At 31.0% G+C, this 16,726-nt stretch carries 11 protein-coding genes and 2 tRNA genes; 10 read left to right on the top strand and 3 right to left on the bottom strand.

What is annotated here, in order from left to right; translation table 11 throughout:
- Positions 1-693: 693 nt before the first annotated feature.
- Positions 694-2,583, top strand: coding sequence for an NAD(+) synthase (locus LBD57_RS00625; protein WP_373469415.1), 1,890 nt, complete (start codon positions 694-696; stop codon positions 2,581-2,583).
- Positions 2,584-2,601: 18 nt separating this feature from the next.
- Here LBD57_RS00625 and LBD57_RS00620 read toward each other — a convergent pair whose 3' ends face one another.
- Positions 2,602-3,897 (bottom strand): MATE family efflux transporter, encoded by a 1,296-nt coding sequence (locus tag LBD57_RS00620; RefSeq protein WP_373469414.1) that lies wholly within the window; start codon positions 3,895-3,897, stop codon positions 2,602-2,604.
- Positions 3,898-4,393: 496 nt separating this feature from the next.
- Here LBD57_RS00620 and LBD57_RS00615 point away from each other — a divergent pair.
- The 8 genes from LBD57_RS00615 to LBD57_RS00580 all read left to right on the top strand — a co-directional run bounded on the left by LBD57_RS00615 (position 4,394) and on the right by LBD57_RS00580 (position 12,609).
- Positions 4,394-4,466 (top strand) — tRNA-Lys (locus LBD57_RS00615).
- A 43-nt stretch (positions 4,467-4,509) separates the two neighbouring features.
- Positions 4,510-4,591, top strand: a tRNA-Leu gene (locus LBD57_RS00610).
- A gap of 80 nt (positions 4,592-4,671) precedes the next feature.
- On the top strand, positions 4,672-6,003 hold the full coding sequence (gene tig, locus LBD57_RS00605) for a trigger factor (protein ID WP_373469413.1): 1,332 nt from the start codon (positions 4,672-4,674) through the stop codon (positions 6,001-6,003).
- A 27-nt stretch (positions 6,004-6,030) separates the two neighbouring features.
- Entirely contained in the window at positions 6,031-6,639 is a 609-nt protein-coding gene (locus LBD57_RS00600) for an ATP-dependent Clp protease proteolytic subunit (protein WP_373469412.1), read from the top strand.
- A gap of 32 nt (positions 6,640-6,671) precedes the next feature.
- Positions 6,672-7,928 (top strand): ATP-dependent Clp protease ATP-binding subunit ClpX, encoded by a 1,257-nt coding sequence (gene clpX, locus LBD57_RS00595; RefSeq protein ID WP_373469411.1) that lies wholly within the window; start codon positions 6,672-6,674, stop codon positions 7,926-7,928.
- On the top strand, positions 7,912-10,308 hold the full coding sequence (gene lon, locus LBD57_RS00590; RefSeq protein ID WP_373469410.1) for an endopeptidase La: 2,397 nt from the start codon (positions 7,912-7,914) through the stop codon (positions 10,306-10,308). Before clpX ends, lon begins: the two co-directional genes overlap by 17 nt.
- A gap of 18 nt (positions 10,309-10,326) precedes the next feature.
- Complete coding sequence (locus LBD57_RS00585; protein ID WP_373469409.1) at positions 10,327-11,457, top strand: alanine--glyoxylate aminotransferase family protein; 1,131 nt, start codon at positions 10,327-10,329, stop codon at positions 11,455-11,457.
- An 18-nt stretch (positions 11,458-11,475) separates the two neighbouring features.
- Positions 11,476-12,609, top strand: a complete 1,134-nt coding sequence (locus tag LBD57_RS00580) for a glycosyltransferase family 4 protein (protein ID WP_373469408.1) — start codon at positions 11,476-11,478, stop codon at positions 12,607-12,609.
- Positions 12,610-12,612: 3 nt separating this feature from the next.
- On the opposite strand, the gene recG is transcribed toward LBD57_RS00580, so the two are convergent.
- Both recG and LBD57_RS00570 read right to left on the bottom strand, forming a co-directional pair.
- Entirely contained in the window at positions 12,613-14,718 is a 2,106-nt protein-coding gene (gene recG, locus LBD57_RS00575; protein WP_373469407.1) for an ATP-dependent DNA helicase RecG, read from the bottom strand.
- A 181-nt stretch (positions 14,719-14,899) separates the two neighbouring features.
- Positions 14,900-15,448 carry a hypothetical protein gene (locus LBD57_RS00570; protein ID WP_373469406.1) on the bottom strand — a complete coding sequence of 183 codons (549 nt, stop codon included), beginning with the start codon at positions 15,446-15,448 and terminating at the stop codon, positions 14,900-14,902.
- 107 nt (positions 15,449-15,555) lie between these two features.
- On the opposite strand from LBD57_RS00570, the gene LBD57_RS00565 reads away from it, so the two are divergent.
- On the top strand, positions 15,556-16,726 hold a 1,171-nt coding region (locus LBD57_RS00565), incomplete at its 3' end, for an MATE family efflux transporter (protein WP_373469405.1).

Raw genomic sequence — 16,726 nt, 5'->3', positions numbered from 1 at the left:
CCTTGATTTCTTAACTCATCATCTGTAAATAAAAACACTTTACTCTTATCTTCTATAGAATTCATGAATTCTATTGCTTCTAATCCATCTATAAAATATTTAAATATTAAATCATTCTCCTGACTTGACCTTTTTAAGGAAAAAAAGGGGGAATCAATCATAAAAAAGGAGGTTTGGGGAACCCAAACAGATGTTTTTATATAAAAACATCTAATTTTTGTTTTTTCTAAAAATGAAGTTGTCCTCTAAACAAGTATATATTATTTTACATAATTAGAGTATATTATGTAAAATAATAGTCTAAATAGATATTTAGACTATTATTTATGTTAAGATATAAAGAAAAGATAAACTCTTTTATAGAAGAGAATATGTATTAAATAGATTTATATTATTGCTTTTTCTTTCGGGGGAACCCAAAAGGTCAAGTCAGGTATTATCTTCTGCTTTTTCAAAAAATTCCTTCGCTTCTTTACTCCACCTTATCATCCTCTCTGTTGACATAAATTCCTCTGTAAAATTAAATTTTGTAATTAATACCTAACTTGCTTGCTTTGATTTCTCAGATTAAATCAAGATTATATTAAAAGATAAAAGCATTGAGTATAAAGTATATAACTTGATATATTATATAACAATTTTGTAATCTTGTTTTACTATAGAATATTAATAACTTTACTTTTAAGGATAAATATGAAATTTGGTTTTGTCAAAGTTGCGGCTGCTACTCCTTATGTACATATTGCAGATCCGTTAGAAAATAGTAAAGAAATAATAAAGTTAATTAATCACGCAAGTTCTAGCAATGTTGAAGTTTTAATTTTTCCTGAACTGTGTGTAACAGGTTATACCTGCGGAGAATTATTTTTATCTGATATTACTATAAGCTCTGTTAATAATGTGCTTTACGATATCTGTAAATCAACTTTGGGCAAGAAAACTTTAATTTTTGTCGGTAGTCCTGTATGGGTCAAGGATAAACTTTATTCTTGCGCTATTGCTTTACAGAATGGCAAAATTTTAGGAGTAATCCCTAAAACGTATTTGCCTGCATATTCTGAATTTTATGAAACAAGGTATTTTACTTCTGGCGAAAATGTTTCTAGCGAAATTAATATTTGTGGTCAAGATTGTTTTTTTGGAGCAGATATAATTTTTTCAGCTAAAAATGATAAATCGGTAAAAATCGCTGTTGAAATATGTGAAGATATGTTTGTTGCAGTCCCTCCTTCTTGCAGGCATGCAAAATCCGGAGCATCTATAATAGCTAACCTTTCTGCCTCAAATGAACTTATTGGCAAAAGCGATTATAGAAAAACACTTATTAAAGCTCAAAGTGGTAGACTTTCTTGTGGGTATGTGTATGCTTCTGCAGGAAATGGTGAATCTGTAAGTGATATGGTTTTTTCAGGACATCGTATAATAGCAGAAAATGGAGAAATAATAAAAGAGAGTTCTCTTTTTGAAATAGGTCTTACAATATCTGAAATTGATACACAAAAATTTGAATATGAACGTCGTAAATTGAATGTTTTTACAACGGATATTGTTGACTATAAAATTGTAAAATTTGACTTTGATAATAAAAATACAAATTTGACACGTAAAATTTCTCATTTACCTTTTGTTCCTGAAGATTGCAAATCTTTATCTGACAGGGCTGAGCTTATATTGCAAATGCAGGCTCAAGCTTTAGCTCAAAGATTAAAATATACAAACTTAAATGCTGTGGTAGGTATTTCTGGAGGTCTTGATTCTGCACTTGCACTACTAGTTATCTTAAGAAGTTATAAACTTTTAAACAGATATTTAAAAGATATTATTGCTATTACAATGCCTGGTCCTGGAACAAGTAAAAAAACACTTAAAAATGTACACGATATGTCTATAGCATTAGGAGTAAAAATAAGAGAAGTTTCTATAACAGATGCATTAGATAAACACTTAGAAGATATTAAACATAATGGAACTAAAAATATAACTTATGAAAATGCTCAAGCTAGAGAACGTACGCAGATTTTAATGGATATAGCTAACAATGAAAAAGGACTTGTTATAGGTACTGGTGATTTGTCAGAAAATGCTTTAGGATGGTGTACTTATAGTGGTGATCATATGTCTATGTATGCCGTAAACGCATCTATCCCAAAAACTCTTGTGAAGTATCTTGTTTCTTATGAAGCTCAAAGACTTAAAGAATGTCAGAAAGTTTTAACAAATATTTTAAATACAGAAATTACTCCAGAGCTTTTGCCATCTAAAAACGGCGAGATTTTGCAAAAAACAGAAAATATAGTTGGCCCTTACGAACTTTGCGACTTCTTTTTGTATTACACTGTTCGTTTTGGGAACAGTCCTGATAAAATCCTTTTTCTTGCTAGTAAAGCTTTTGGCGATAAGTATAGTAAAAAAGAAATAAAAGCACACTTAATAAATTTTATAAAACGCTTTTTTTCAAACCAGTTTAAACGTAATTGTATGCCAGATGGTATAAAGGTCGGTACAGTATCTCTTTCTCCAAGAGGCGATTGGAGAATGCCTTCAGAAGCTAGAAAAGAACAATGGTTAGATAATTTAAAATAGTTATTTAACCCTATAGATTTATCCATCAACAATTTTCATTTTGACTACACGCATATGTTTCCATTTCCCTGTTTTGTATCTTTTATAACAAAAAAACATAATCAGAATACAGTAAATAGTTAAAACGCTCCAACAAGGATATAAACCCATTTTTAGAATACCAACGATTAAGTACATTAGTGCGCTTACAAATAGTGCAAGTTTTATGATTAACTGCATTACAAATTTTGTATCTCCTGCGCCTTTTATAGCTGATGAAAAAACAATACCCACAGCTTCAAATAAAGCAGAAGATGCAATAAATCGAAATAGTATTACAACTATTGGCCTAATTTGTTCAATGATAAAAGCGTCTTTACCTCTTGAAAATGGATATATAAAAATGTCTGGAAACATTAAAAATAACATAACAAGAATCAGAACATAAGTAAGTGGTATATGTATTACTGATTTTATAGCTATTTGGGCAGTAGAAGCTTTGTTTTTACCTAAATAGTTTCCGACAATTATTGAGGTTGTCATGCCAAATCCTAAAAGTGGCATGTAAGCAATGTTGTATATGTTCATTGCCATGTTTGAGGCTACAAGTTCATTTTTCCCCAATGTGCCTATTGCAAGTGAAAAAAGTGTAAACACAGATATATCAAAAGACATATGTATTCCGTTTGGCAATCCAAACCTTATCAAACGCTTTAGTGTATCAAGATATAGTTTATTATTTTTTTGAGATATCATAGGTATAAGTAGTAGTATAAAAGCTACAAAAAAACCTATGAACGTTCCTATTGCAGCCCCAGTTATGCCCTGCTCAGGAAATCCGTACTTACCAAAGATTAAAAGATAATCAAAAACTATGTTTACTAGCACACCCACTACATTTACAAGTAAAACAACTGTTGTTTTACCTCTGCCTGAATAAAAACCAGACAATGCTGTAAGTGCAAAATATGTAAATGAACCATAACATAGTACATTGAAATATTTAACTTCTTCGCATATTATACTTTTTGGATGTCCTATAAAATTAAATATATCTTGAGAAAAGAAAGTAAAAATAATAAGTGCAAAAGAACTAAAAACTGCAATATAAAAACTTTGCCAAACAGTATTCCCTATTGAACGATACTCTTTTTTCCCATTATATTGAGCAACAAAAACGTCCACATATGCAACCATGCCGGCAAAAATATTTATAATAGAACAGTTTAAAAGTCCTGATGGCAAAGAAGCTGCATAAGCATCTTTAGAGTACCATATAAGAAAAAACCTATCAATAAAAGATTGAAAAGCCCATGCACTTGTAGAAATAATCAATGGAATTGCTATTTGAAGGATTTCTTAATAACCCGCAGTGGCAACCCAACGTTTTTTTATATTTTTATAAAGTCTGTAAATCATAGTAGGTTCATAATTTAGCATATTAAAAATAGTTTGTTATTATAGGCAAGTATTGTGTTCCAATTGGACTATAGATTTTCTATGCTTATTGAGTACTTTTGGAAATAAAAGTAAGCATTAAGTTACTAAGAGTTAATGGAACGGCAGGTTCATTTTTATTTAAATAATAGCCTTTACTTATTCTTCCGAAAACAAATTTGTAGCATTACTATAAGTTGGTAATAAAAATATAGATAATAATAAATGTATGTATTTATTATTAAATTATTATAGTATATTATAAAGATTCATTTCAAGCAATAAAATGTGAAGTAAGAGTGAGATTTTATAATAAATGATTTTTTGTTTATTGATTTTTTGTTTATAGTTTGATAAAATGTCGTCTGTTGTACACATTAATTTGTTATTAAAAGCGCTGCTAGCTCAATTGGTAGAGCAAACGACTCTTAATCGTTAGGTTATAGGTTCAATTCCTATGCAGCGCATAGTGTTTATTATATAAGGGTTTTTAGATAGACCCCCCTAAATGCGGGCGTGGCGGAATTGGCAGACGCGTATGGCTTAGGACCATATACCGTAAGGTGTGGGGGTTCAAGTCCCTCCGCCCGCATACCTTTTCAGGCTTTTAGAGAGACCCTTCGACCAAGCAATAACTCAAACTACTTGTTATAATATAAAGGGGAAAAGTAAATGACTGTTAAAGCAGCAAAAACGATTGAATTCAAATCTAAAGTTGTAGATAGAAAACCATGTTCTATAACTGTTGATGTTGAAGTCGCAGAAAATGTAGCATCCTGTGAGGTAGAAAATGCATTTAATCAGATGCGCAAATATGCAAAAGTAGATGGTTTTAGGCAAGGTAAAGTGCCGATGAACATTATAAAGCAAAAATTTTTAGAGCAAGCTAAAAATAAAGCAGTAGAAAATATTGTTAAAAAAACAGTTTTAAATGCCTTAGATAAAGAAAATTTTATACCTATAGATTTTCCTATAGTAGACGAGTTTGATTATGAATTAGGACAAATTTTAAAGTATAGTTTTTCTGCACAGTGCCACCCAAAAATAGAATTAAAAGATTATAAAGGCATTCCAGTCAAGAGGGAAGTTTTTAAAATTACTGATGCAAACTTAAATCAAACTTTAGATGCGTTAAGAGATAGAAACGCAAGACTTGTAGAGTCTAAGTCTGCTGAGATTAAAAATGATAGTTTTGTTAGTGTAGATTATGAAGCGTTTGATAATGATGGAAATTCTTTGCCTGAAATTAGTGCTAAAGGGCATATGTTAGATTTATCTTCACAAAACACTCTTAAGGGATTTAAAGATGCTTTGATAGGCTCAAAAATTGGTGAAGAAAAAGATGCTAAAATAGAATATCCTAGCGATTATCCAAACAAAACTTTATCAGGGAAAAAGATATCTTTTAAAGTAAAAGTAGTTGAAATCAAAGAAAAACATCTTTCTGAACTTAATGATGATTTTGCTAAGGATATGGGTACAGAAAATCTAGAAGATTTAAAAAATAAGTTAAAAGAAACCATGGAAGCAGAAGAGAAACGTCGTCAAGATATGGATGTTGAAAAACAAATTATAAATAATTTACTTGAAAAAAACAATTTTGAAGTATCTTCTTCTTTAGTTGCAGAACAAAAAAATACTCTTATAGAAAGAATGAAATCTTATATGAAAAATCAAGGTGCGTCTGAAGATTATATCGCAAATCAAGTTAAGCTTGGAGATTCAAAATTTTTTCAAGAGGCAGAAAATAACGTTAGATTATCGTATATTTTAAATTCAATATGCAATAATGAAAATCTTGAAGTAACAGATTCAGATATTGAGTCAGAAAAGAATAAAATGAAATCTTCTAATCCTGGACGAGATGCTGAGGTAGATAAGTATTTTATCGAAAAGAAACAAAATATAATAGTTTCTTTAAAAGAGCAGAAAATTTTTGGTTTTTTAATTGAAAATGCCAAAGTTGAAGTAGAACAGAAAGACATGCCTTTAAGTAAAAATTAGTTGCGTCGCTGCTTTAGAGGAGGATAAATGCCGTCTGTAATGCCAACAGTAATTGAAAGGTGGAGCCAAGGTGCTGCCGTAACTTATGATTTATATTCAAGACTTCTTAGAGATAGAATTATTTTTGTAGGGGGGTATGATGGGTCTATTGCAACAGATTCTGCTAACATATTGATAGCACAACTTTTGTATTTAGATTCTGAAGAACCTGGAAAAGACATAAGTTTGTACATTAATTCGCCTGGTGGTATGGTTACTGCTGGACTTGCGGTTTATGATACTATGCAGTTTATAAAAAGTCCTATAACTACAATTTGTATGGGGATGGCTATGTCTTTTGGTGCTGTTTTACTTGCAGCAGGTACGAAAGGGAAAAGGTATGCTTTGACGCATTCTCGCATTATGATCCACCAACCTTTGATATATGGCGGTGGACTATCTGGTACAGTGTCAGATATAGATATAGAAACAAAAGAATTGCTCTCTACCAAACGAAAACTCTCTGAAATACTTGGGTTGCATACTGGAAAAACTACAGAGCAAGTTTTAAAAGATACTGATAGAAACTACTATATGTCTGCGCAAGAAGCAAAGGAGTATGGACTTGTTGATGAAGTTGTTGTTAGTTTAAAATAAAATAATAAAGAGTCTCTCTAAAGTAGGTTATAATGAGTAAAGAATTTAATGAACATTGCGTTTTTTGTAACAAAACTTACCCGGAAAAGCTTGTAGGTGTAAACGGTTTTTATATTTGTCAAGAATGTGCAAAAACTTCTTTATATATGTTTGAAGATATAGATAAAAATGATTTAAAAAAGTCAGAACTTACTCTTTTAAAGCCCAAAGAAGTTAAGGATGTCCTTGATAGTTATATTATAGGGCAAGAACATGCGAAAAAAGTTTTATCTGTAGCGGTTTATAATCATTATAAGAGATTACAAAATGTTATTGCGGATAATAAAGATGATATTGAACTGCAAAAATCTAATGTTTTACTTATAGGCCCTACAGGTACAGGTAAAACATTGTTAGCGCAAACTTTAGCTAGAATTTTAAATGTTCCTTTTGCAATTTCTGATGCTACAACTTTAACAGAAGCTGGATATGTAGGAGAAGATGTTGAAAATGTGCTTTTAAGACTTATCCAAAATGCAAATTATGATGTACAAAGAGCTCAAAAAGGTATTATTTATATAGATGAAATAGATAAAATTGCAAGGAAGTCTGATACGCCTTCAATAACAAGAGATGTCTCTGGAGAAGGAGTACAACAAGCTCTTTTAAAGATTCTTGAGGGGACAATTGCAAGTGTGCCTCCTCAAGGAGGTAGAAAACACCCTCAACAAGAATACATAAAAATAGACACTACAAATATTTTGTTTATTTGTGGTGGGGCTTTTGATAGTCTTGAAAAGATAATAGAATCAAGGCTTTATAAAAAAACTTTAGGTTTTATAAGAGATAGTTTAGACAATAGAGAGAAATTTAAAAAGATTGATTTTGCTTTATCTAATGTGGAAAGTCAAGATTTAATAAAGTTTGGACTTATACCAGAATTTATTGGCAGATTGCCAGTTGTTAGCAGTCTTAATCATTTGTCTGTTTTGGATCTAGTTCATATTTTAACTGAACCTAAAAATGCGTTAGTGAAGCAATATAAAAAAATATTTTTTTTAGAAGGTGTAGAACTTGAATTTAAACGAGAAGCCTTAGAAGCAATAGCCAATGAGGCTTTAAAAAAAGGATCAGGTGCTAGAGGTTTGAGGTCAATTATAGAAAACATTTTAATGGATGTTATGTTTAATATCCCTAATGATACATCAGTAGAAAAGATTATAGTTAATAAAAATACTATATTAAAAAAAGAAATGCCTGAGTTTGTGTATAGAAACACACAAAGGAGATTTAATGAGCGAATTGGATAGGTTTAGCACTGATAAAAGTGAAAGTCTAAAAATTCCAGATACTCTACCTCTTCTTCCAGTTAGAGAAATTATTTTATATCCAGCAATGGTGCTACCTTTGGCTGTTGGTAGAGAAAAGTCTATCAAAGCTTTAGAAGAATCTATGTCTACAAATAGACTTGTTTTTGTTGTAGCGCAAAAAAATGTTCAAGTTGAAGATCCAACACCAGATGATGTTTATAACATAGGTACTATATGTGAAGTTTTACAAATATTAAAAATGCCAGACGGGACTTTAAAGGCATTAGTTGAGGGAATTTCTAGAGCTCAATGGACGGACTTTAAACTTGATGATAAAGGCTATATAGTAGTTGGGATAAATGTTTTTGATGAAAAAGTTGAGAAGACTCCAGAGTCTGAAGCAATTATGAGGAGAGCCATAGCGCTTTTTGAGCAGTATGTAAAGCTTAACCCAAGAATGCCCATGGAAATTTCTGTTGCTGTAAGTAATATTGTTGATCCTGCAAGACTTGCTGACACTATAGCTTCTCACCTTGCTATAAAGAATAATGATAAGCAACAAGTTTTAGAGTTAACTAATCCTATAGAGCGTTTAGAAAAAATAGTGCAAATACTTAACTCTGAAATAGAAATATTAAATATAGAAAGACGAATACAAAATAGAGTAAGGAATCAAATAGAAAAAACTCAGAAAGAATATTATCTTATAGAGCAAATGAAAGCTATTCAAAAAGAGCTTAAGCAAAAAGATGATGCTCAAAAAGATGTGGATGAATTAAGGGAGAAATTAAAACAAGTAAAAATGCCTCAAAATGCTTTGGATGCTGTTGAAAAAGAAATAGCAAGACTAGAAAAAATGATGCCTATGTCTCCAGAGGCAGGTATTATAAGAAATTATATAGAATGGATTTTAGATTTGCCATGGGAGAAATCTACAGAAGATAACTTGGATTTGAAAAGAACTAAAGAAATTTTAGATCAAGATCATTATGGTCTAGAAAAAGTTAAAGATAGAGTATTAGAATATCTTGCAGTACTTTCTAGAGTAAAAAAAATTAAAGGACCTATTCTTTGCTTTATAGGACCACCTGGAGTTGGTAAAACTTCTATTGCAAAATCTGTAGCTAGAAGTTTAGGTAGAAACTTTGTGAGAATTTCTATGGGAGGTGTTAAAGATGAAGCAGAGATACGAGGTCATAGGCGTACATATATAGGCTCTATGCCTGGCAAAATTATACAATCTATGAAAAAGGCAGGCTCTAATAATCCCGTATTTATTTTAGACGAAATAGATAAAATGGGATCTGATTGGAGAGGCGATCCATCCGCTGCTTTACTTGAAGTCTTAGATCCTGAGCAAAACTATGCTTTTGGTGACCATTACTTAGATTTAGAATTTGATTTGTCAAATGTTATGTTTATAACTACAGCAAACTCTCTTGGTAATATACCCAACACTTTATTAGATAGGCTAGAACTTATAAGATTTTCTGGATATACAGATGCAGAAAAACGTAAAATAGCAGAAGATTTTATAATACCAAGACAATTAAAAGATCATGGATTAAATGAACAAGAGTTGATTTTTGCCAGGAATGCTTTAGATGCTGTAATTAAGAATTATACTAGAGAAGCTGGAGTTCGTAATTTAACAAGAGAAATTGCTAATTTATGTAGGAAAGTTGCAAAGGAATTAGAACTTAATAAAGAATTAAAAACAGTAACTATTACTGAAAAAAATTTGAATAGCTATTTAGGCATTCCTTTTTACGAAAGAGAAAGCATTCCAGAGAATGATATTGGTCTTGTAACTGGACTTGCCTGGACAGAAGTTGGAGGTGAGACTCTAACTATAGAAGTAAATAAAATGAAGGGTAAAGGTGCTTTGGTGCTTACAGGAAAACTTGGAGACGTAATGAAAGAATCTGCACAAGCAGCCTTGACATATGTTCGTTCTTCTTCAGCTAAGCTTGGAATAGATGAAAATATATTTTCGAATACAGATTTTCATGTACATGTTCCAGAAGGCGCTGTGCCTAAAGATGGTCCTAGTGCTGGGATTGCTTTGGCAACAGCACTAGCTTCTTGTTGTATGGATAAACCTGTTAAAAAGAAAATTGCTATGACAGGTGAAGTTACTTTAAGAGGCAGAGTGCTTGCTATAGGTGGTTTAAAAGAAAAAACTTTAGCTGCTTATAGAGAAGGCATGGAGACCGTTTTGTTTCCAGATGCTAATAGAAAAGATTTAGCAGATATTCCAGATGATATAAAACGTAAACTGAAAATGATACCTGTTTTGCATATGGATGAAGTTGTTTCTTTAGCTATAGGGTCAAAAAGTACAATGAAAGATATAAAGAAAAAGATTAAGAAAAAATAATTTAAGGTAGGTCGTAAGATGTTGAAACAGTACTTGTTAACTCCTGGTCCTACGCCTATCCCGCCACAAATTGCTTTAAAAGAAGCTTTACCTGTAATTCATCATAGAACAAGTGAATTTGCATCTATTTATAAAGATGTTGCCGAAGGTTTAAAATACGTTTTCCAAACAAGAAATGAAGTTTATGTTCTTGCATGTTCTGGGACAGGTGCCATGGAAATGGCTATTGTGAATCTGTTAAGTCCCAATGACAAAATTTTAGTAGCAAGTTGTGGAAATTTTGGAGAAAGATGGGCTAAAATAGCTCAATCTTATGGGGTAGAAACTATTTATGTATCTGTTGAGTGGGGAAAAGTTCTAGACCCTTTAGAGATAGAAAAAACTTTAAAAAAAAATCCTGATATCAAAGCAGTGTTTACAACGTTTGTAGAAACTTCAACAGGCGTAGCAAGTGACATTAAGTCTATAGGCAAAATCGTTTCACAAACAAATGCAGTTTTTGTTGTAGATGCAATTTCTGGACTTGCAGGTCAGGAATTTAGGACTGATGACTGGGAAGTTGATGTTGTAATATCTGCATCTCAGAAAGATTTTATGTTGCCTCCAGGTCTTGCCTTCATCATGTTTTCTCAAAAAACTCAAAAATTAATTGAATTATCTAGGCTTCCTAAGTTTTATTTTGATATAAAAAAGTATAGAGATTTTTATCTTATAAACCAAACTCCATTTACTTCTCCCGTAACTCTTATTGTTGCTCTTCAAGAAGCATTAAAACTCATTAGAAACAAGAAGATTGAAAACATTTGGAATGATTGTAAACGTCTTGCTAGGGCAGCTAGAGCAGGTATGCAATCATTAGGATTAAAACTTTTTGCAGAAGTTCCTTGTGAAGTTGTAACAACTGCTAGTGTACCAGAAAATATCGGTGAGAAAATAATTACAACTTTAAAAGAAAGGTACAGTGTATCTATTGCTGGAGGACAGGGTAAGTTAAATGGTAAAATTATAAGATTGGCACATATGGGATATATTGGAAAAGTAGATTTGCTTGCAGGATTTGCTTGTCTTGAAATTGTTTTAAGTGAGCTTGGTATGGATATAGAAAAAGGTAAGTCTGTTGCAGCTGTTCAAAAAGAGTTTCTTGGATAATAAAAGGTTATATTCTAAATGATTAAAGTTTGTTATATTATTACAAAATTTGACCTTGGTGGAGCTCAAAAAGTTGCCTTACATATAGCCAATAATCTTAACAAAAAGCTTTTTAATATTTCTTTTATAGCTGGTATTGGTGGTATTTTAGACAAAGAAGTTAACAAAAAACTGAAAGTTTATGGATTAAAACATCTAGTAAGAGAAATATCTCCTATAAAAGATTTAAAAGCTTTGTTTAGTATATATAAGATTTTAAAAATTGAACGTCCTGATATTGTGCATACCCACACGCCTAAGGCTGGTATTTTAGGACGTATTGCTGCAAAACTTGCTGGAGTTCCAACGATTATCCATACAATTCATGGATATGGCTTTAGTGATAAACATAAATGGTACTTAAAATGCTTGTTTATATATGGTGAAAGATTTTGCTCACTATTTTCAAGAAAACTTATATTTGTTTCAAAAGAAAATATAAAGAAAGGGTTTAGATACAAAATTGTTAAAAAAAATAAATTTATGCTTATAAGGGCTGGTATTGATACAAATTTTTATAAAAATTTCATACAAAGTTTAGATTTAAGAAAAACTATTGGTGTAAATCGTAATACAAAAATTGTTGTTACAGTAGCTTCTTTTAAACCTCCAAAAAATCTTAAAGACTTTATTAATGTTGCACGTATAGTTACTACGAATGTAAAAGATGTTGTGTTTGTTATAGTCGGCGATGGCGAACAAAGAAAAGAATTAGAATCTTTAATAAAAAAATTTAATCTTAACAACAAAGTTATCCTACTTGGTTGGAGAATAGATATCGCCGATATACTTAAATCAAGCGACATATTTGTTTTAACATCTTTATGGGAAGGACTACCTTGTAGTATTTTAGAATCTATGTGTTGTAGTAAGCCTGTTATTGCCAATGCAACTGATGGTGTAAAAGAGATAGTGGCAAATAATGAAACAGGTTTTCTTATAGAACCTAATAATTATAAGCAGATGGCAGAAAAGGTGGAATATTTGCTTTTAAATGAAAATATTTCAAAAGAAATGGGCAAAAAAGGGTTTAATTACGTAGGTGAAGAGTACGACATAAATTATGCGTTAAAACAACATGAAAATTTATATTCCCGTCTCAATAAGAAATAAACTTCAACCAACGCCAATAAATTTTATTTTACTTGAAAAATGTTTAGTTATAAGATTTTTAAGAAGAAAGTTTTCTTGTTTTAAAAGATGGGGGTCGTCTTTTAAAATGTTTTTAGCGATATTTTTGCTAAGTTCAATTATGTCAACATCTGTTGCTAAATTCCCAGCTTTAAATGTTGGAAATCCGTGCTGTGTAGTGCCCATCAGTTCTCCTGGCCCCCTCATTTCTAAATCTTTTTGAGCAATCTGGAACCCATCATTTGTAGATGTCATGATAGAAAGCCTTTCATTAGCATTCTGGCTATTTGAAGAACTTATTAGATACGCATAAGATTGTTTTGTGCTCCTACCAACTCTTCCTCTTAATTGATGTAGAGCAGATAATCCAAACCTTTCAGCATTATGAATTATTATTACTGTAGAGTTTGGGACGTCTATACCAACTTCTATAACAGTAGTGGCTACTAAAACATCAAATTCTTTATTTTTAAATTTTCTCATTATTAAATTTTTTTCTTGAGGCTTCATTCTTCCATGTAAAAGAGCAATTTTAAAATCTTTAAAATAATCTTTAGATAATTTTTCAAAATCTTGTATTGCAGATTTTAAGTCAAGTTTTTCTGATTCTTCTATAATTGGATACACAATATAAGCTTGATTTCCTTTTTTTAATTCTTTAATTGTACTTGAATATGCTTCCTCTTCAGTAACTAAAAAAGTTTTTACAGGTATCGTACCCGTAGGTAAATGTTTAATTGTTGTTATATCTATTTCTCCATAAACTGTCATAGCCAGCGCTCGTGGTATTGGAGTAGCAGTCATCATTAAAACATCCGGAGACTTTGCTTTATATAGAGCTGCAAATTTTTGCGTTACTCCAAAACGGTGTTGCTCATCTATGACTACTAAAGATAAATTTTTGAATTTTATTCTATCTTCTATTAATGAATGAGTGCCTATAGCAATTTGTGTTTGTCCATTTTTAAGGCTTTCTAATAAGCGTTTTTTTTCTTTTTGGGTTTTTAATAAAGAAGACGTTAATAAAGATATTGTAACATCTAAGCCTTTTAATATGTTAGAAATTGTAAGATAATGTTGTTCTGCCAATACTTCTGTAGGAGCAATAATCATTGCCTGGTATCCGTTTTCTATAGCTAGTAAAATGGCAGATAATGCAACTACAGTTTTCCCTGAACCAACATCTCCCATAAGCATTCTGTTCATGGTTTTTTTGCTTTGCATATCCAAAAAGATGTCGTTTATTGCTTTTTTTTGATCTTTTGTAAACTCAAAATCTAAATTGTTTTTAAAAGCAGATAATAAAGTTTTTTTAATTTTATATTCTTGAATTTTATTTTTTTGTAACAAATTATTTCTTGAAAGTAAAAGGGCTGTTTCTAAAATCAAAAATTCTTGTAAGGCAAAAGATTGTCTTGCAAACTCTGCTTCTTGTAAGGATTCTGGAAAATGTATTTTTTTTATAGCTGCAGATATTTCCATTTTGTGTATATTATAAGAATCAGGTATTATTTTGAGTAAATCTGGATAAAAATCAGTATAGGAGTTTAGAGTGGTTTTGAGGGACTCTCTTATAAACTTTTGTTTTAGTCCTTCTGTGGCAGCGTATATAGGTATTATTCTTTTAAAATGTAATGGTGTGGTAAATTCATCTTTTACAATCTCGTAGTCAATAGCAGTTATTATAACCTTCCCATATTCTTCCTTAGCTTCTCCGTAAATATAAGTGAAATAGTCTTTAACAAATATTTTTTTAAGGTAAGAAAGAATATCACCTCTAAAGCGTGAATTGTTATTTCGAAAAAACCTAAGATATCCATGAAACTTGTTGTCAAACACTTCTATATCTAGAATGCTTAAATTTGCGGAAAGTCTTTTTTGGTAAGAATTGCCTATTTTTACAAATATACATCCTTGATGATTATTGTAAATTAAATTTTCTACTGGAACAGTTCTTGTTCTATCTTGGTAAGCGCTTGGGAAAAAGGAGAGAAGATCGTATAAACTATTGACACCTAATTTACTGAATGAATAAGCTCTTTTTGAACCGATACCTTTTAAATATTGTATTGAGCTTTCTATATTTAACATTTGGGGCTCTCTAAAACCCCTAATACATATCCTTGCTGCATCTTTTTTGACACTGCTGCGTTAAAAAACTTGTGCTTATCACTCGCTAAACTCTGCGTTTTTTGCCTAGCCTTGTCAAAAAATTCACAGCAATTTATACACACTAGAGTTTTTAGGCAAACCCATTTAGTAAATTTTAACATTATTCTTTAATTATTTTTATAGAGTCTATATAGTTTTGTGCCAAAGTTTCATTATTATATGCCTCTAGGAAAATGACAATAAATTGCCAAAAAGTGTTAGTGTCTTTTACAAGTTGTTCTTTAATTTTATATAGTTTTTCATCTTTATAAAAACTACCTGTTAATAGTACGCCATCTAAATCATTTACTTTATTATTTGTTGTGGTGTATTGGAAATTATTATTTTTAAATACTTTAGCTATTGCAGCTATAGCTCCATCAAAATTTACTTGAGCTGGATATTTTGCATATACAATAGAATACTCTATTCCTCTAACTTTTGCAGTATAAAAATAGGTTTGTGTGTCAGGATCTTTTAATTCTTTTTTTGCTAAGTTTTCATTTTCATTATTTCTGCTTAGTTTAGGGGCCACAACTGATGCTTTTATATTAGCAAAAGTCTGGGGGAAAATTCTCTCATTCTTAGCTTGAAGTTTGTTAGAAACATACATAGCTGAAATCAGTGCTGCTATGACTGCTACTAAAATTACCAAAGTATTGCCTTTCATAGTTATTTCTCCATATATTTGGTATAATAAACTTAATAGGATTTTTAGAGAGAACTTACTGATAATATACAACAAAAATCACATAAAATCAAAGAGTGTTTTATAAAATGAATATTTTTAACACTATAAAGGAAAGGTATAAGTGCGCGGGAGGCTATAAAGAATTTCTACGTATTGCAATACCTCTTATCATTTCTGCAGGACTTGGTGCTGTTGAACTTTTTATAGATAGAACTTTTCTTTCTTGGTATTCAAAAGAGACTTTTGCGGCATCTGTCCCTGCAGGGACTCTTTCTTGGGCATTAACAGCACTTTTTTTTGGTACACTTGCGTACGTAAATATTTTTGTTGCTCAGTATTATGGCAAAAAAGAATATCGTTCAATAGGCCCTGCGATTTGGCAAAGTATCTACCTAACATTTGTAGCGGCTTTTTTTATTTTGTGCATTTCTCTTTTTGCAGCACCATTGTTTGTAAGTGTAGGTCACCCAGAGGTTATTGCATTAGAAGAAATAAAATACTTTAAAGTATTGGCTTATGGGGCGTTTTTTAATATTGGTGAAGGTGTTTTTTCTTCTTTTTATTCTGGTAGAGGGAAAACCTTAATAGTTTTGACAATGTGTATTTTATGTTTAATTATTAATGTTCTTTTTGATTACTTATTAATTTTTGGAAACTTTGGGTTTCCTGAAATGGGGATATCTGGAGCTGCCTGGGCAACGAATATATCTTACATTGTTATTTGTGCCCTATATGTACTGTTATTTACAGCAAAAAAGAATAATGTGCATTATGACACTAGATGTATGAGATTAGATTTCAAATTTATGAAAAGACTATTGCGATATGGTGCGCCTAATGGTATAGAATTATTTTTTGACGGATGTGGGTTTAGTATTTTTATCATTATAGTAGGCAATTTAGGTGTTTCAAATCTTGCTGCTAGCAATATAATAGCTTCTATATATAACATAGCTTATATGCCTCTTTTAGGTGCTGGTATAGCTACTTCAGTAATGGTAGGTAAGTATTTAGGTGCCAATAAAGTATCTTCTGCTAGAGTAAGTATTAAATCGTCATTACATTTGTCGTATACATATATAAGTTTACTTGTTATTGCCATGAGCTTTTTCCCTGATGTTTGTATTTATCCGTTTTCTTATGGAGCACAAGTTGATTTTATAGAAAATATAAGGCCAATTGTGAAAAATTTGTTGATAATCTTGTCACTGTTTTTTGTATTTGATACTGGAAGTGTAATTTTTTTATCTGTTCTTA

Source organism: Candidatus Endomicrobiellum cubanum (genome assembly GCF_031278955.1).
Lineage (GTDB): Bacteria > Elusimicrobiota > Endomicrobiia > Endomicrobiales > Endomicrobiaceae > Endomicrobiellum > Endomicrobiellum cubanum.
The sequence above is the reverse complement of the archived record's forward strand: the minus strand, read 5'-3'. Positions and strand labels throughout refer to the sequence as shown.